The sequence below is a fragment of the Sporanaerobium hydrogeniformans genome (assembly GCF_002735925.1).
GTDB lineage: Bacteria > Bacillota > Clostridia > Lachnospirales > Cellulosilyticaceae > Sporanaerobium > Sporanaerobium hydrogeniformans.
Window position 1 is genome coordinate 100,894 of record NZ_PEDL01000012.1, and the last position, 17,183, is coordinate 118,076.

General features: G+C 35.7%; 13 protein-coding genes. 11 read left to right on the forward strand and 2 right to left on the reverse strand.

What is annotated here, in order from left to right; translation table 11 throughout:
* The first annotated feature begins 45 nt into the window (after positions 1–45).
* The 4 genes from CS063_RS11605 (at position 46) to CS063_RS11620 (ending at position 4,676) form a co-directional block, all read left to right on the forward strand.
* Positions 46–1,173, forward strand: a complete 1,128-nt coding sequence (locus tag CS063_RS11605; protein ID WP_099449864.1) for an autoinducer 2 ABC transporter substrate-binding protein — start codon at positions 46–48, stop codon at positions 1,171–1,173.
* Between the two features lie 104 nt (positions 1,174–1,277).
* On the forward strand, positions 1,278–2,111 hold the full coding sequence (locus CS063_RS11610) for an alpha/beta hydrolase (protein ID WP_099449865.1): 834 nt from the start codon (positions 1,278–1,280) through the stop codon (positions 2,109–2,111).
* A 23-nt stretch (positions 2,112–2,134) separates the two neighbouring features.
* The gene (locus CS063_RS11615; RefSeq protein ID WP_099449866.1) at positions 2,135–3,907 is read left to right on the forward strand and encodes a sensor histidine kinase; all 1,773 of its coding nucleotides are present in this window, start codon (positions 2,135–2,137) and stop codon (positions 3,905–3,907) included.
* 19 nt (positions 3,908–3,926) lie between these two features.
* Positions 3,927–4,676, forward strand: coding sequence for a response regulator transcription factor (locus CS063_RS11620; protein WP_099449867.1), 750 nt, complete (start codon positions 3,927–3,929; stop codon positions 4,674–4,676).
* A 77-nt stretch (positions 4,677–4,753) separates the two neighbouring features.
* On the opposite strand, the gene CS063_RS11625 is transcribed toward CS063_RS11620, so the two are convergent.
* A complete protein-coding gene (locus tag CS063_RS11625; protein ID WP_099449868.1) occupies positions 4,754–5,830 on the reverse strand; it encodes an HD-GYP domain-containing protein in 1,077 nt (358 codons plus the stop codon).
* A gap of 147 nt (positions 5,831–5,977) precedes the next feature.
* On the opposite strand from CS063_RS11625, the gene CS063_RS11630 reads away from it, so the two are divergent.
* A complete protein-coding gene (locus CS063_RS11630; RefSeq protein WP_330401010.1) occupies positions 5,978–7,309 on the forward strand; it encodes an MATE family efflux transporter in 1,332 nt (443 codons plus the stop codon).
* Positions 7,310–7,351: 42 nt separating this feature from the next.
* Here the strand turns inward: CS063_RS11630 and pfkB are convergent, their stop codons facing one another.
* Positions 7,352–8,248, reverse strand: a complete 897-nt coding sequence (gene pfkB, locus CS063_RS11635; protein WP_099449870.1) for a 1-phosphofructokinase — start codon at positions 8,246–8,248, stop codon at positions 7,352–7,354.
* A gap of 450 nt (positions 8,249–8,698) precedes the next feature.
* Here pfkB and CS063_RS11640 point away from each other — a divergent pair, with 450 nt between their 5' ends.
* The 6 genes from CS063_RS11640 to CS063_RS11665 all read left to right on the forward strand — a co-directional run bounded on the left by CS063_RS11640 (position 8,699) and on the right by CS063_RS11665 (position 16,830).
* Positions 8,699–9,712, forward strand: a complete 1,014-nt coding sequence (locus CS063_RS11640; protein ID WP_099449871.1) for a LacI family DNA-binding transcriptional regulator — start codon at positions 8,699–8,701, stop codon at positions 9,710–9,712.
* A gap of 54 nt (positions 9,713–9,766) precedes the next feature.
* Positions 9,767–11,110: an ABC transporter substrate-binding protein gene (locus CS063_RS11645; protein WP_099449872.1), complete on the forward strand. Its 1,344-nt coding sequence runs from the start codon at positions 9,767–9,769 to the stop codon at positions 11,108–11,110.
* 138 nt (positions 11,111–11,248) lie between these two features.
* A complete protein-coding gene (locus CS063_RS11650; RefSeq protein WP_099449873.1) occupies positions 11,249–12,115 on the forward strand; it encodes a carbohydrate ABC transporter permease in 867 nt (288 codons plus the stop codon).
* The gene (locus tag CS063_RS11655; RefSeq protein ID WP_099449874.1) at positions 12,115–12,939 is read left to right on the forward strand and encodes a carbohydrate ABC transporter permease; all 825 of its coding nucleotides are present in this window, start codon (positions 12,115–12,117) and stop codon (positions 12,937–12,939) included. Before CS063_RS11650 ends, CS063_RS11655 begins: the two co-directional genes overlap by 1 nt.
* A 29-nt stretch (positions 12,940–12,968) precedes the next feature.
* Positions 12,969–14,465 carry a 4-alpha-glucanotransferase gene (gene malQ / locus CS063_RS11660; RefSeq protein ID WP_099449875.1) on the forward strand — a complete coding sequence of 499 codons (1,497 nt, stop codon included), beginning with the start codon at positions 12,969–12,971 and terminating at the stop codon, positions 14,463–14,465.
* On the forward strand, positions 14,458–16,830 hold the full coding sequence (locus tag CS063_RS11665; RefSeq protein ID WP_099449876.1) for a glycogen/starch/alpha-glucan phosphorylase: 2,373 nt from the start codon (positions 14,458–14,460) through the stop codon (positions 16,828–16,830). Before malQ ends, CS063_RS11665 begins: the two co-directional genes overlap by 8 nt.
* The last annotated feature ends 353 nt before the right edge of the window (positions 16,831–17,183 follow it).

Below are 17,183 nucleotides of genomic sequence, written 5' to 3' on the forward strand. Positions count from 1 at the left end.
TTATGTAAAAATTTACATAAAAAATAATAAAAGGAGAATGAAGGTATGAAAAAGAATCTAGTAAAAAAATTAACGGCGATGTCATTAATAGGTCTTATGTCATTTTCAACTATGGTAGGGTGTTCAAAGACGGATACAGCAGGTTCTACAAAGCCAAGCACTAGTGAGGGTTCACAAGCAGCTAAAGATGGCAAAGATAAAATGGTTATTGCTATGCTTCCAAAATTCAAAGGGGAAAACTATTTTGATGCTTGTAAATTAGGTGCACAAGAAGCAGCTGATGAACTGGGAATTACATTATTGTATGATGGTCCTTCACAAGATCAAGCAACCAATCAAAAGCAAGTAGATATTTTAGAAGGATGGATTGCACAAGAAGTAGATGTTATTATCGTATCACCTAATGACCCAACTGCTATCGCGCCTACTCTAAAGAAAGCACAACAAAGTGGGATCAAAGTAGTGTCTTATGATGCAGATGCTGACCCAGAAGCAAGAGATTTATTTATCAATCAGATTACTCCAGATGCAGCAGGTAAAGGGTTATTAGATGGAGCAGCAGGGGACTTAAAAGCAAAGGGGTATACAGCGGATAATCCAGCCAATATTGCTTTAGTTTCTGGTTCAGGTACAGATGCTAACCAAACAGCTTGGGAAAATGCTATCTACACTTTATTAGAAACACCCGAATATAACTTTATGAAAATCCAAAATAAGGATACAGATGTTTACTATCCAGGAACAGATGAAACAAAGGTTAATAGTGAATGTGCAACTTTAATTTCTCGTATGGGAGAAGGAGCTGATAAAATTCAAGCAGCTATCGCCTTATCTTCTATGTCAACACCTGCTTTAGGTGCACAGTATCAAAGTGCAGCAAGTAAGCCAGATGCAACTAAAATTACTTTAACTGGTTTAGCTACACCTAATGCGTTAAAAACTTATATCAAAGATGAAACAAATCCACTTAATAGTGGTGTGCTTTGGAATTGTATGGATTTAGGTTATTTAGCTGTTCAGGCAGGCTACCAACTTGCAAATAATACCATTACAACAGACTCTACTTCTGTTCAAGCAGGAAGATTAGGGGAAAAAGAAATTAATAATCGCGAATGTGTATTAGGAGATGCTTTAGTATTTGATGCTACTAATGTAGATAACTTTGACTATTAAGAAAAGACTTTTGATAATAACAAAAAATGATACGAATATTTCGTGTCATTTTTTGTTATATTTTGATATAATATTAAGTGTATGAAGAATGGAGGAATGTCCATATGTTATATAGAGAAATAGAAATGAAGGTGGATTACAAAAAAGTACAGGCTATTCATGATAACTACCAACCTAAGTTAATCGCCTATCTTTTAGAAAGCAGCAAAGAAATCAAATTACCTCGAAAAAGACCTGCAGTTATTGTATGTCCTGGTGGAGCGTATCGCTTTAAATCAGATAGAGAAGGAGAGCCTATAGCAATGCGCTTTCTTGCAGCAGGAATGCAAGCTTTTGTACTCCAGTATAGTGTAGCACCTTCTAGGTATCCATCTGCTTTATTAGAACTGGCAAAGGCAGTAGCCGTAGTGAGAGAGCATGCAAGTGAGTGGGATATTGATCCCAACAGAATTTTTGTTTGTGGTTTTTCAGCAGGAGGACACTTATGTGCATCATTAGGGACCTTGTGGAATGAACCTTTTTTAAAAGATAGTTTAGGGACTGAGGAAAAAATGTGGAAGCCTAATGGAATGATTTTATGCTATCCAGTCATTACCACAGGAGAATATACACATGAGGAGTCCTGTCAGTTGCTTTTAGGACCAGAGGCTACTAGTGAAGCTAGAAAGAGTCTTTCACTAGAAACACGGGTAACCAAAGAAACCATTCCTTGCTTTATCTGGCATACTGCGGAGGATACAGCTGTCCCAGTGGAGAATGCTCTTTTACTGACAATGGCTCTTCGAAAGCATAGTGTTCCTTTTGAACTACATATTTATGAAATTGGAGAACATGGATTAGCATTATGTGATGAAACAACAATGGATATACCCGAACAGGTTCAACCAGATAATGCAAATTGGATACAGCTAGCTATTCAGTGGATTAGGAGATTTTAGAAGAAAATTAGAGGCTGGAATATATGTCAAAAAGTAGGATGAGCACAAAACTAGCAGCTCTTTATATAGTATTTACGACACTTTTAGTGGTAGTAGGCATTATGGCTTTTTATAGGTATGGATATAGCAATGCCTATAGTCAAGGAGTTAGCAATATTTCTCAAATTGTAGAAACTGTCATGAAGCAAATTGATAGTAGGTTACAGACAATGGATGCCGTTACTGTAGAGGTTTTGACAGAGGGTACTTTTATGACTATGTGGAGAAAAGAGATGAAAGATGAAGAATCTATTTACTCCCATGAGATTCGTCAGATACTAATGAAGGCCTATATGAATCGATCGGATATACGTCGTGTTGCAGTCTATACACTACATGGAGAATACTTCTCTACAGGAAAGACAACGGTTACTAAGGAGGATGTACTTAAAAGAATAAAAATGATTCAAGGCAAATACATGATGAATAAAATGAGTAGTCGTGCCTTTGTGAGTCTACATTATGATCACTGGGATACAACCAGTGATACGCAAGTTTTTTCTCTTATCAAGCCGATTAAGGACCGAGAGGGAAACACTTTAGGGTATATAGAGGTTCAGCAAAATGCACTCTATATTCGTGAAATTTGTAATGTAAAGTGGAATGACTATTTATTAGATGTAGTAGTTTTTATGAGTAATGGAGAAGATGTATTTTATGCTACTTTCGATGAAGACGAAAGAGAAAAAATAAATAGACTAAAGGCTGCTACAAAACAATACTCTAAAGTAAGGCATCTAAGGAATCAAGTCGTATTTACTTCCTCTTCCAATTATTATGAAGGAAGAGCAGTTATTGCCTTAGAAGAAGCTATATTAATGGAAGCTTTTAATAGGGCAATGAAATTAATGATTTTAATTGCTCTTGGATTAATGCTTCTTACTATTTTATTTTGTATTTTGGCAGTGAAATCAGTTATTAAGCCTATTCATCTATTGGTTCAACATATGGAACACATAGATATGAATCACTTGAATAAAGACCTCAATATTAAAATGAAGGACTATGAAACGGCTATATTGGTGGGAGCATTTCAAAAAATGTCAGACCGTATTCAAGAGTATATTCTTACACAGAAAAAAATGGAGAGTGTGCAGACTAAAACCTTGTTTAATGCGTTGCAATCAGAGATGGGACCTCACTTTCTATACAATAGTCTAGGAAGCATTGCCAATATGTGTGAAGAAGGAGAAACAGAAATGGCAGCGGATGCTTGTTATAGTCTGACAGAAATCTTGCGCTATGTGTCGAGTTATGAAATGAGTGAGGTAACGATAGGAGAAGAGATGGAAAAGCTTCGCTCTTATATGGCGATCATGAAAAGTAGATATAGACATCGTCTGGAATTTGAACTGCATGTGGATGAGGAAGCAAAAGATATTATCATACCTAAGCTTACCTATCAGCCCATAGTGGAGAACGCCATCAAGTATAGCCTTATGGAAAATGAAAATGTTATTGTGAAGGTATTTACAGTATTACTAGGAGAGAGGCTCTACATAGAAGTGAAGGATAATGGATGTGGTATTACAAAAGAAGCAGGTGAAAAGATACAGGAACGTATTAATGAATTTTTCAGCAATGAAGATGTATCAGAAATTGTTACTAAGATTCAGTTTGGAGGATTAGGGCTTAGTGGTACCTTGATTAGATTATCTATTTTTTATGGCGAAAGCTTTCAGTATGAATTACAAGAAAAGAATGATGTAGGTGGAACAAGTATAATACTTAGTATGAATATCAAAGAATTCAGATAGAATAAGAGGTGTTATAGTTATGTATCAAGTACTGCTAGTGGATGATGAACCGGCGGCACTCTCTATGGTTAAAAGGGCTATTAGCAAAAGTACACAGAACTATGAGGTAGTTGGAGAAGCCTATGATGTGGAGCAAGGGATTAGACTTTTTAAGGAGTTAAAACCGGATGTTATTATAACAGATATGAAAATGCCTAAAAAAAGTGGAATAGAATTAATTAGATATATTACGGAACAGGAAGAAAAGAGTACTATTTGTATTGCGTTAAGTGGTTATTCAGATTTTGATTATGTACATGGAGCCTTTACCTATGGAGCCTTTGACTATCTGCTTAAACCGATAGATTCACAAAAGTTAAAGGACTTATTTATAAGAATGGATAAAACCTTAGATAAAAATAAAAAGACGAGAGTGAAATTAGCTCCCACTAAGTTAAGTTCAGAAAAATTAGTAGAAAAAATTACAGATTATATTGAGCAGAATCTGAGAGAGGATAATAGCATACTTACTATCTGTAATAAATTTTATATTAGCCAGCCTTATTTAAGTAAAATATTTAAACAACATAAAAATTGTACTTACAATGATTATCTTACCTCTATACGTGTACAAGAGGCTAAGAAGCTGTTAAAGAGAAAAGAGGAATTTCGTATAGGGGAGATTGCAGAAAGTCTTGGATTTTCTGATCAATTCTATTTTAGTAAAGTTTTTAAAGTAGCTACAGGTTATACACCTAGAGAATACCGGAATCAAAACTTAGAAGAATAATGCTGTTTAGGTTGTTTAAGGACTAAAAAATACACCTTAGTAGATAAACTAGGTGTATTTTTTAATCTATAGAATATTTAAACAATAGCCTCTACCTTTAAATGGCGATTTTTAGATAAATCAATAAAGCTTTCGTTAGTGTGAACAACAGGATGGGCAAGATCCAGTTTATTAATCATGATAAGTTCACCCGTTTGACCATTATTAAGGCGTACAGTTTGATGAATATAAGATTGAACCGTACTTTCTAAAAAAGGTAATAGATAAGAAGGGTCATACTTGCTAAGTCCTTCATCCTCAAAGATAGAAATAACCTCAAAGGGGCAAAGTCCTTGACGATAGATGCGGTTAGAGGTCATAGCATCATAGACATCAGCTACTGCGACTATTTTGGCAAAGCTACTGATTTGTTCACCAACAAGACCTCTAGGATAACCTGAGCCATCACATTTTTCGTGGTGCATAAGAGCCACCTCTTTGATTCGGTTATCTATTTTTTTATCTTTTAAAATGTCATAACCTAAAATAGTATGTTTTTTAACAATTTCATATTCTTTAGATGTAAGCTTAGAAGGCTTAGTAATGATACTTTGAGGAATCAAAAGTTTACCAATATCATGGAGAAGTCCACAAAGCGTGAGAACACGGATATCCTCAGCAGACATCTTTAGCCAATGACCGAAGACAGAACAAATAAGTGATACATTAAAACTATGAACATAAGTTAAATCATCATAATCACGCATGCAATGAAGCATATTAAATATATAAAGTTTATTAGGTGTTTGAGAAATGACCTGCTCTACATCTTTAATAAGTTTATTTACATCAATTTCTGCATTACGTTTAACAACTTCATTAAGAGAATGTTTAATAGAATGGACACCTTGCTCAAAATTTTTATTGAAATGTTTAAAGTCCTCTGTATTACGAACCTTTTCTATATAAGAAAGGGTCGTTTCTTGAAGTTTAGGATTGGCACTTTCAGCAGTGATACAAACAGAAGGGATGGATAATAATTTGAGCTTAAGTATACTTCTTGTAGTAATCAGTGTATTTTTTCCAAGGAGAACCTGCCCATTGGGAAGATGTACAGATTCAGCTATAACCATACCACATAAAAGTTTATCCGTATTTATCCAAATGTGATTCATTCATTCACCTCGCTTTTTTGTTACATTTATTTTAACATTAGATTGACTATTTTGAAAGTTTATTTATATTTTTATTTAGATAGACATGACTATTGCTAACAGTATGAAATGATGCTATCTTATAGAAGACTAATGAAAGGATGATTAATGATGGCACAAGATATGACAAAAGGGAATCCTTGGCGACTCATACTATTATTTGCGATTCCTTTAGTAATAGGAAATATATTTCAACAACTTTACAGCATGGTAGACACTATTATTGTAGGCCGTTTTGTAAGTGTAGAAGCATTGGCAGCAGTAGGTTCTACAGGGGCTATTAACTTTTTGGTGATTGGATTTGTAATGGGGATATCCAGTGGTTTTGCAGTTATTACAGCACAAAAATTTGGAGCAGGAGATGAAGAGGGAGTTCGCCGTTCTGTTGCAACCTCCATTATTTTGTGCATCCTAACAACAGTGCTTACGACTACCTTAAGTATTGTAACTGTTAAGCCACTTTTAAAGCTAATGAATACACCAGATAACATTATGCAGGATGCGACAGTTTATATTAGCATTATTTATATGGGAATTGGTGCAACCATGTACTATAACATGATTGCAAGCATTTTACGTGCTTTAGGAGATAGTAAAACGCCTCTTTACTTCTTACTTCTTTCTTCAGGACTTAATATTGTGTTGGACTTACTATTTATTATTAACTTTAAAATGGGTGTTGCAGGAGCAGCTTATGCAACCGTCATCTCTCAACTTATAGCAGCTATACTATGTACTTTTTATACGGCTAAACGCTATAAGATTTTAGCACTTAAAAAAGAGGATTTTAGATGGAATGGTCATTTTGCAGTTTTTCATTTAAAGGTAGGGCTACCTATGGCTCTCCAATTTTCTGTAACAGCAATAGGCGTTATGGTGATTCAAGGTGCATTAAATAAGTTTGGTTCTAATGTGATTGCAGCCTTTACTGCTGCTAATAAAGTAGAAATGCTAGTTACACAAGTTTTTCCAGCATTAGGTATAACGATGGCAACCTATTGTGGGCAAAACTTAGGAGCTAACCAGTTAGAGCGTATTAAAAAAGGAGTAAACATTGCAGTAGTCATGACCTTGGTAGCAGCTGTTGCTGCTGCACTTGTTAATATTTTCTTAGGAGAATATATAGTGAGATTATTTATAGAACATGCAGGAGTAGAAATAATGACTAATGCCAAACAATATTTATATACGGTAGCTATTTTTTACCCTATATTAGGTGTTATATTTGTTTACAGAAATGCCCTCCAAGGGATGGGAGAAGCCTTTTTTCCTATGCTAGGAGGCTTAGCAGAACTCGTTGCGAGATTTGTCGTAGCTATCACACTTCCAGCTATGATTGGTTATGCAGGGATTTGCCTTGCATCGCCAATGGCGTGGATTGCTGCTAATATTCCACTTATACCAAGGTACATCTATATTATGCGTAGGAAAAAAATATAGGGTCTATTACAAGTTGGTAATAGACCCTGTTTTAGTTATAAATTAAAGCAGCAAATCATCTATTTGATCGGGTGTAGCTAGCCAAGATGAGTAGGCAGTAGCACTACCAGTAGCTAAACTGAGCTTAAGTGCTGTATCAAAAGAGTGAGATTTGATATAACCAGCAATAAAGCCAGCTATCATGGAATCACCAGCACCTACGCTACTTACGAGCTTGCCATCTGGGATAGTACCATCTAATATCTGTCCATCATTTGTTAAAAGGAGTGCTCCTTCACTGCCACGAGAGATCAGTACGTTTTGAGCACCTTTTTCAAGAAGTTTTTTACCATAGGCAATAACCTCCTCTTTAGTATGAAGAGTTACGCCAAATAGTTCGCCTAATTCTTCTTGATTGGGTTTAATAAGAAAAGGCTTATAAGGAAGCACATTAAGAAGGAGCTCTTTTGTGGCATCTACTATGACAAAGATATTTTTGGAACTTAACTCCTTGATAATGGTTTGGTAGATATCATGGGGAACATTAGGAGGGATACTACCTGCTAGGACTAGGTAATCACCTTCTTTGAGTTCATTGAGTTTTTCAAAGAGCTCTCTTAAATCAGAAGGAGTGATTTGAGGACCACTTCCATTAATATCTGTTTCTCCTTTTGCCTTAAGCTTTACATTGATACGTGAAAAGCCATTATCTAAAGTAATAAAATCATGATGAACGCCGAGTTTACTTAATGAGCGTTCAATTTCTTTGCCACTAAAACCAGCTACAAAGCCAAATGCTTTATTTGGAATTCTAAGTGTATGAAGGACGATGGAAACATTGATGCCCTTTCCACCAGGATAGACTTCTTCCTTATGGCTTTTGTTAATCGAATGAGTCATTAAATCCTCAACATGCATAACATAATCTAAAGATGGATTAAATGTAACGGTATAAATCATAGCTTTTACCTCCCGAAGTAACAGGAAAACGTATTTTAGAAAGCGTCCATAAGACTTTTCATTTATACTTCCCATAACCTTATTAGAATATAACTTGTTTGTAAAAAATTTATTTTACGCAAAAATAAATATATGAAACTGTTAAAACAATTTTCTAGAATAAGATATAGTATAGAAGTGTATGTGTGAGAAGTAAAGCTAGTTATAAAATTTTTATAATAATTAAATAATTTTTATTTTATAATATGTAAGAACAAAAGGTTAAAGGATGCATACATGTTGAACAAAAAAGTAATGATAAGTATAAAATAATAGTTGATTTTTGTGAGATAATAAGTTAAAATAAATTATGGAAACGATACCGATAAGGTTACCGGTATGGTTTCCATAAAGCATAGCTTTTATGTGAGCATACGGAACATAAAAAGGTTATAAATAGGAGAAGGAAAAATGAACATAAAAGATATAGCTCAAATTGCTGGGGTAGGAGTAAGTACAGTATCAAGGGTACTTAATAATCATCCAGATGTAAAAACTGAAACAAGAGATAAGGTATTAGCTATTATGAAAGAAAATAATTATGTTCCTAATAATAGTGCAAGAGTACTTAAACAAACTAACACTAAAAATATAGGTGTCTTAGTAAGAGGTGTTTTTAATCCTTTTTTCTCAGAACTTTTAAAAAAAATCAGTGTGGGTGTTGAAGCTGCTGGTTATACCATGATTATAGAACATTATAGTAATGAGGATGATATAGATACACTAGTGGGCTTCATAAAAGAGAAACGCTTACAGGGCGTGATCTGTTTAGGTGGTAACTTTATCAATTTAAGTGATGAAAGCTTTGAAAGTGTAACAGCACTTAATGTGGGGATCATACTTGTTTCAGTAGATATGCGCAGGCAAAGTAATTTTAAACGCTTTTCTTCTATTAGTATTCACAACCTTACAGCAGCTTATGAAGCTACCCAATATTTAATTCATAAAGGGCACCAAAATATAGCCATTTTATTAGGTGATGCTTGTGATTTAGGGATTGGAAAAAGACGTTATGAAGGATACAAAAAAGCTTTAAAAGAATACAACCTAGCCTTTAAGGAAGAGTATACGCTATATGGCTATTTTGATTTTGAAAAGGCTTATAAAGCCGTTCAAGCCTTCTTAACAAAGCACAAAGAAGTAACTGCATTCTTTGCCATATCAGATAGTATGGCAGTAGGTGCCGCTAAGGCTATTTCGGATTTAGGATATCAGATAGGCAAGGATATCTCGATTATAGGATTTGATGGGATGGATATCGCTAAGTTCTATAATCCATCCATTACAACTATTAAACAGCCCAAAGAAGAAATGGCTAAACTCAGTGTAGAACTTTTATTAGGTATTTTAGAAAGAGATTTACCGAATCAACATGTATTTTTAGATGTTAAGTTGCTCGAGGGAGGTTCCTGTACAGCAATTTAATATAAATAGACTTTATTAAAACATCATTTAAACAACAAGAGAGGGGTTATGTTTATGAAATTAAACAAACTATCTAAAGCTTTATTTGCAAGTGCATTAACTATAGTAATGGGTGTATCAGTGATAGGATGTGGTAAGTCACCAGAGGAAAAACCAGCGACAACTCCAGGGACTACAGATGTTAGCCAATCAGGAGAAAAGGTAGAAGTAGATATTTTTCAATTTAAGGTAGAAATATCAGAAGCCCTTCAAAAAGCAGCTGATTTATATATGTCTACCCATCCTAATGTAACCATTAATCTTCAAACAGTAGGTGGTGGAGATGATTACGGTGCAGCTCTTAAAGCAAAATTTCAATCAGGTCAAGAACCAACTATCTTTAATGTAGGTGGTCCACAAGACGTAGCAGATTGGATTGAAAAATTAGAGGATTTAAGCGATCAAAATTGGGTAGATCGTGCAGGAAGCACTCTGGGGGCAGTCACTTCAGAAGGTAAAGTTTATGGTATGCCTTATGGTGTAGAAGGTTATGGTCTCGTTTACAATAAAGCAATTTTTGAAGCAGCAGGCATTGATGCAAGTACCATCGTAGATACGGCTTCAATGGATAAAGCCTTTGCACAGCTAGATGCTAAAATCAAAGCAGGAGAACTTAAAGAACAATTCCCATTATTAGAAGCTGTAACAGAATATCCTGTTAAAGAAAAATGGGTAACAGGCCTGCATAGCTCAAATATCTTTATCAACCAAGAATTTAAAACAGGTGTAGATGCTTATAATGCAAAGGAAATTGCTTTTGAAAAAAGTGAAGATTTCAAAGAATATTTTGATTTAATGGTTAAATACTCTTCTCATAGTGATAGCCCAGCTAAATTAAATGCTGTAGACTATGCTACACAAGTAGGTCAAGGCATTGCTATTGAGAGAGTAGCTGTCACTCAACAAGGTAACTGGGTATATGGTGATGTTAAAAATGTAGATGAGCAAGTAGCTGAAAACCTAGGCTTTCTTCCTGTAGGTGGAGATAGGATTCCTCTAGGTGTACCTATGTATTGGGCAATTAATAGTACACAGCCAGATGCAGAAAAAGCAGCTGCTAAAGATTTCTTAAATTGGCTGTATACTTCAGATGAGGGTAAAAATGTAGTAGTAAATGAATTTTTCTTTATACCACCTTTTACAGGCTATGAAAACTATCCAGCACAAGATGCACTTGGTAAAGAAATCATGCGTTACCAAGCAGAAGATAAAACAACTCCTTGGGTATTCATGGGTTATCCAACTGCTTGGGGAGAAGATGTACTTGGTATTAATCTTCAAAAATATGTAGCAGGTGAAATGACTTGGGAACAAGTAATAGATGATGCAAAAGCAAAATGGGCAGAAGCTAGACAATAGCGTATAACTGATTACAAGGCTTAAATGATTTCCTCTTTATTTATAGTTCCTAACTAAAAAGGGAATTCATTTAAGCCTTATTTCATCAAAAGAGAGATAAGATTTAGCAGGCATAAATACTTCAGGATGGTGATTGGCATGAATAAAGGCTCAAAAAAATGGTTTTGGATATTTACAGGTCCTGTCCTCGCAACATTTACTTTAGTAGTGTTGATACCCATTATCATGGGCATAGGGTATTCCTTTACTTCTTGGAATGGAATCTCTAGCCAAATAGATTTTGTAGGACTTGACAATTATAAAGCAGTGTTTAAGGATAAGGATTTTTTTAATTCCTTTTTATTTACAGCAAAATTTGCAATAGTATCTGTTATAAGTATTAACTTAGTAGGTTTTTTACTAGCCCTTCTTGTTACTTCAGGATTAAAAGGAAGTCATTTTTTAAGAGGAATTTTTTTCATTCCTAACTTAATTGGAGGGTTGATTTTAGGATTTGTATGGCAGTTTATCTTTACAAAGGGGTTTGATGCAATAGGTGCAGCGCTAGGTATTGAATGGTTACGTGGATGGCTTTCCACAGAGACAACAGGTTTCTGGGGCCTCATCATTTTAATGACCTGGCAAATGGCAGGCTATATGATGATTATTTATGTAGCAGGCCTTCAAAATATACCAGATAGTGTACTAGAAGCAGCAGCCATTGATGGTGCAAGTAAATGGGATATTTTAAGACGTATTACATTACCACTTGTAGCCCCTTCCTTTACAGTAGGATTATTCCTTACCTTAGCAAATTCCTTTAAACTTTACGATCAAAACTTATCTTTAACAGGTGGTGGACCAGGAAATTCAACGCAAATGGTAGCCATGAATATCTACAAGACAGCATTTACAAGTAGTAAATTTGGGTTAGCGCAGTCCAAAGCCGTTATCTTTTTAGTGGTACTTGGCATTGTAGCGATTACACAAATGTACTTAAGCAAGAAGAGGGAGGTAGAAATGTAATGGTAGAGAAAAAAACCAATAGAGTAATATTAGGTATAATAGGGTTTTTAGCGGGACTTACTTTTTTAGCTCCTTTTTATCTAGTTGTTATTAATTCTTTTAAAACGCAAAAAGGTTTTTTAATAGATGTAATGGGGTTACCGGGTAAGTACTTTACACTGAATAATTACGTAGATGCGTTTAAGAAGTTAGATTTTATGCGAGCAGCCACGAATTCACTTCTTATTACTGTCATTACAGTTGTTTTACTTATTTTTCTCACTTCTATGGCAGCTTGGATGCTTGTTCGTACAAAGACCAAAACAAGTACATTTATTTTTCTTATGTTTTCAGCATCCATGCTCATACCTTTTCAAGCAGTTATGCTACCTCTTATTAATATCATGGGCAAGCTGCATATGCTTAACCCAGTAGGGCTTGTTATTACCTATATAGGCTTTGGAACAGCTATGTCTGTTGTCATGTATCACGGTTTTATTAAGAGTGTTCCAGTAGAGATTGAAGAAGCTGCTACTATTGATGGTTGCAGTAAGTTTGGGGTATTTTGGAAGATTGTTTTTCCTCTTTTAAAGCCCATTACAGTTACCATTGCGGTGCTTAATGCCATGTGGATTTGGAATGATTTCTTACTTCCACAACTTGTTATCAATAAACCGGCTTGGCAGACCATACCACTTAAAATGTTTTACTTCTTTGGACAATTTGCAAAAAGGTGGGACTTAGCTTTGGCAGGTTTAATTATTGCCATGATTCCAATCGTTGTATTTTATCTAGCGATGCAAAAACACATTATCAAAGGTGTGATGCAAGGGGCAATTAAATAATGAAATTATAGAAAAGGGAGGATATCAAAGTGAGTAGAAAGAGTGGCATTATCATGCATATAGCATCTCTTTCCGGAGAATATGGAATAGGGACCTTTGGAGAAAGCGCCTATAGATTTGCAGACTTTTTGAAGGAGGCAGGTCAGAGTTATTGGCAAATACTCCCATTAGGGCATACTGGCTACGGTGACTCACCTTATCAAGCCTTTTCAGCCTTTGCAGGTAATCCTTATTTTATTGATCTAGAAAAGCTTATGAGTGAGGGGCTTTTGGAAAAAGATGATTTAGTGGGAATTGATTTTGGAAGCAATGCAGGTGAAGTGGATTATGGCAAGCTCTTTAAAGAAAGATTTAAGGTTTTAAAAAAGGCTTACTTCCACTTTAAACAACAGCCCGGGCAAGAAATAGCAGCGTTTAGAAAAGAAAATGCAGCTTGGTTAGAAGATTATGCTCTTTATATGGCGGTTAAGCATGAAATGGGCCTTAAAAGCTGGCAAGAATGGGAGCCTACTATCAAAAAAAGAGAAGCAGAAGCTATGGCAAAATATAAAAAAGAGCTTAAAGAAGAAATTGATTACTGGGTATTTATTCAGTTCATGTTTTTTAAACAATGGGGAGCACTTAAAGCTTATGTGAATAGTTTAGGTATTGAGATTATAGGAGATATTCCTATTTATGTGGCGGCTGATAGCAGTGATACATGGGCCAATACGGAACTTTTTCAATTAGATGAAAACAAAAACCCCATAGTGGTTGCAGGATGCCCACCAGATGCTTTTTCATCCACAGGTCAATTGTGGGGGAACCCTATTTATAACTGGGATTACCTAGAAGAAACCCAATACAACTGGTGGATAGAACGTCTTAAAGCAAGCTTAAAGCTTTATGATGTGATTCGTATCGATCATTTTAGAGGCTTTGAAGCTTATTGGGAGGTTCCTTATGGTGAAGCAACTGCCGAGAAGGGGAAATGGGTAAAAGGACCAGGCATGAAGCTCTTTGAAGTCATCCAAAAAGAGTTAGGACATATAAAGGTTATTGCTGAAGATTTAGGTTATCTGACACAAGAGGTTATAGATTTTAGAAATCAAACAGGTTATCCAGGGATGAAGGTATTGCAATTTGCGTTTGATACGCGAGAAGAAAGTGATTATTTACCACATAACTACATCAAAAATTGCATCGTTTATACAGGAACACATGATAATGACACAGTCATGGGCTGGTTTAATACAACGGGGCTAAAATCAGATGTAGAATATGCTAAGAAATACCTCAAGTGCGATGAAAAGGAAGGTTATCACTGGGGGTTTATAAGGGGAGCTTGGAGCAGCACAGGAAATGTAGCAATCGCCCAAATGCAAGACTTTTTAGGACTTGGAAATGAAGCAAGAATGAACCTGCCATCTACACTTGGAACAAATTGGAAGTGGAGAATACAACGCGGTGTACTAACAGAGAATCTGGCTAATCAAATTTATGAATTAACCAAATTATATGGAAGGTTGAAGGAAGAAGATGAATAAACAAGAACTTAAAAACAATATCAATAGATACTGCAAAGTAAAATACGGTAAAACCATTAGTGAGTCAAAGGACTATGAAATCTTTAATGCCCTTTCACTGGCATTACTTGAAGAAGTTGTAGATGACTGGAATGCAACTAAAAAACTCTATAGTGAGCAAAAACAAGCTTTTTATTTATCAGCAGAATACCTTATGGGGCGTGCACTTGGTAACAATCTTATTAGTATGGGTGTTTATGAAGAAGTAAAGGAATTATTACAAGAGTTAAACATTAACCTGAATCAAATTGAAGAGATTGAGGAAGATGCAGGTCTTGGCAATGGGGGGCTGGGAAGGCTTGCAGCCTGTTTTATGGACTCTGGTGCAACGATGAATATCCCCCTTCAAGGCTATGGCATTCGTTACTCAAACGGTCTCTTTAACCAAAAAATCGTAGACGGTGCTCAAGTAGAAGAGATTGATACTTGGCTTAAGTACGGCGATCCATGGAGCATCAGACGTGAGGATGAAGCAGTTGTGGTTGACTTTAAAGATTACTCTGTGAAAGCAGTGCCTTATGATATGCCAATCATCAGCTATGGTTCAAAAAATATCAATACATTAAGATTATGGCAAGCAGAACCACTCGTAGAATTTGACTTTGATTATTTTAATGCACAAGATTATGCAAAAGCGACAGCTATGAAAAATAAAGCAGAGGATATCTCAAGGGTACTTTATCCCAATGACTCTAAAGAAGCAGGTAAGCTTCTTAGACTTCGTCAACAATATTTCATGGTAAGTGCCAGCCTTAAAGATATTTTAGCACCAGTACTTAAAGGTGAAGAGAAGCTTGATGTAAAGGATTTAGGGTCTAAATATGCTGTTCAATTAAATGATACACATCCAGTACTTGCTATTCCAGAATTCATTCGTTTACTTGTAGATGAACGGGGTGTTAGCTTCGAAGAAGCAAGAGCGGCAGCCCAAAAGGTATTTGCTTATACGAACCATACCATCCTAGCAGAAGCTCTTGAAAAATGGGATGTTAAGCTCATTAACAAACTCTTTCCACGCCTTTTAGAAATCATCAAAGAACTGGATAAACTTTTTATTGAAGAGCTCAAAATAGCAGGTTATACAAAAGATCAAATAGAAGAGTTTAGAATAATTGGGAACAAACAAGTACGTATGGCAAATCTTGCTATTCATATGGGGTTTGCAGTAAACGGCGTAGCAGCCCTTCATACAGAAATCCTTAAAGACACAGAACTTAGTAACTGGTATAAACTTTATCCAAATAAGTTCCAAAATAAAACAAACGGGATTACACCTAGAAGATGGGTAAGGCTTTGTAACCAAGAGCTTTCAGCCTTCATTACAGAACTTTTAGGGACAGAAGACTGGGTAAAAGATTTATCTAAGCTGAAAGGACTTGAGAAATACATTAATGAGGATAGAGTACTTAATCGGTTAACAGCTATTAAGAAAACAAAGAAAGAACAACTTGTAGCCTATATTAAAAAAGTTGAAGGCGTAGAATTAGATCCTGCCTCCCTTTTTGATATTCAAATTAAGCGCCTTCACGAATACAAGCGTCAACTTCTTAATGCCTTCTATATCCTTGACTTATACTATCGTTTAAAAGAAAATCCAAGCTTAGATATCCCAAAAGTAAGCTTTATCTTTGGTGCCAAAGCTTTTCCAGGTTATGTACGTGCTAAAGCCATTGTGAAGTTTATTGGGGAAATTGCTAAACTTATCAACAATGATGCATCTATTAACGGCAAAATGAAAGTTATCTTTGTGGAAAACTATCGTGTATCCTATGCAGAAAAACTTTTCCCAGCTGCTGAAATCTCTAAACAAATTTCTACAGCAGGAAAAGAAGCCTCTGGTACAGGGAATATGAAGTTCATGGTAAATGGCGCACTCACCTTCGGCACTTATGATGGTGCTAACGTAGAGATTGTTCAGGAAGCAAAAGAAGAGAATAACTTTATCTTTGGACTTCGTGTAGAAGAGATTGAAGCCATTCAAGGCTTGGAAGAGGGTTATATCCCAGAAGCTTACTATGAGGCACAAAAAGATCTTAAAAAAGTAGTAGATAGTCTCATAGATGGAACCTTCAGCGATGGAGGAACAGGGGAATTTAAAGATCTTTATCATTCTTTAATCAAAGAAGGCGATACTTACTTCCTTCTTGCAGATTTTAAGGCCTTTAAAGAAGCAGAAGATAAAGTATTTGAAGCATATAAAGATCAAAGACGTTGGGCACAAATGAGTCTTATGAACATTGCAAATGCGGGTATTTTCTCAAGTGATCGTACCATTATGCAGTATGCTACAGAAATTTGGGGTATCACACCCATTACTTTAAAATAATTTTAAATAGCCTCTATGCAATTAATCCTTTGATTAACTGTGTAGGGGCTATTATGCTCTAAATTTCAGTTTATCGAGGTACTCTTAACATCCTAAAAGTCAAGAAAAAGAAGGGGTGCCTGCGCGGCCGCAAGAAAGAAGGCTTTTCTCCGGTTTCTGGGTCCTCGCCTTGGCAAACTCTAGGTTCAGTCCTGTAGACTAACGGTCCTACCTATCGCAAGAAGAACGCTTGCGATAACGTCCCTAAAGGCAGCCTACAGGCCTTCACCAAGACTTTGCGAAAGTCTGTGGAGGAAACCTGCGAAAAGCCTTCTTTCTTGCTCTGCACTGTGTCACGAAAGTTTAAATTTTTC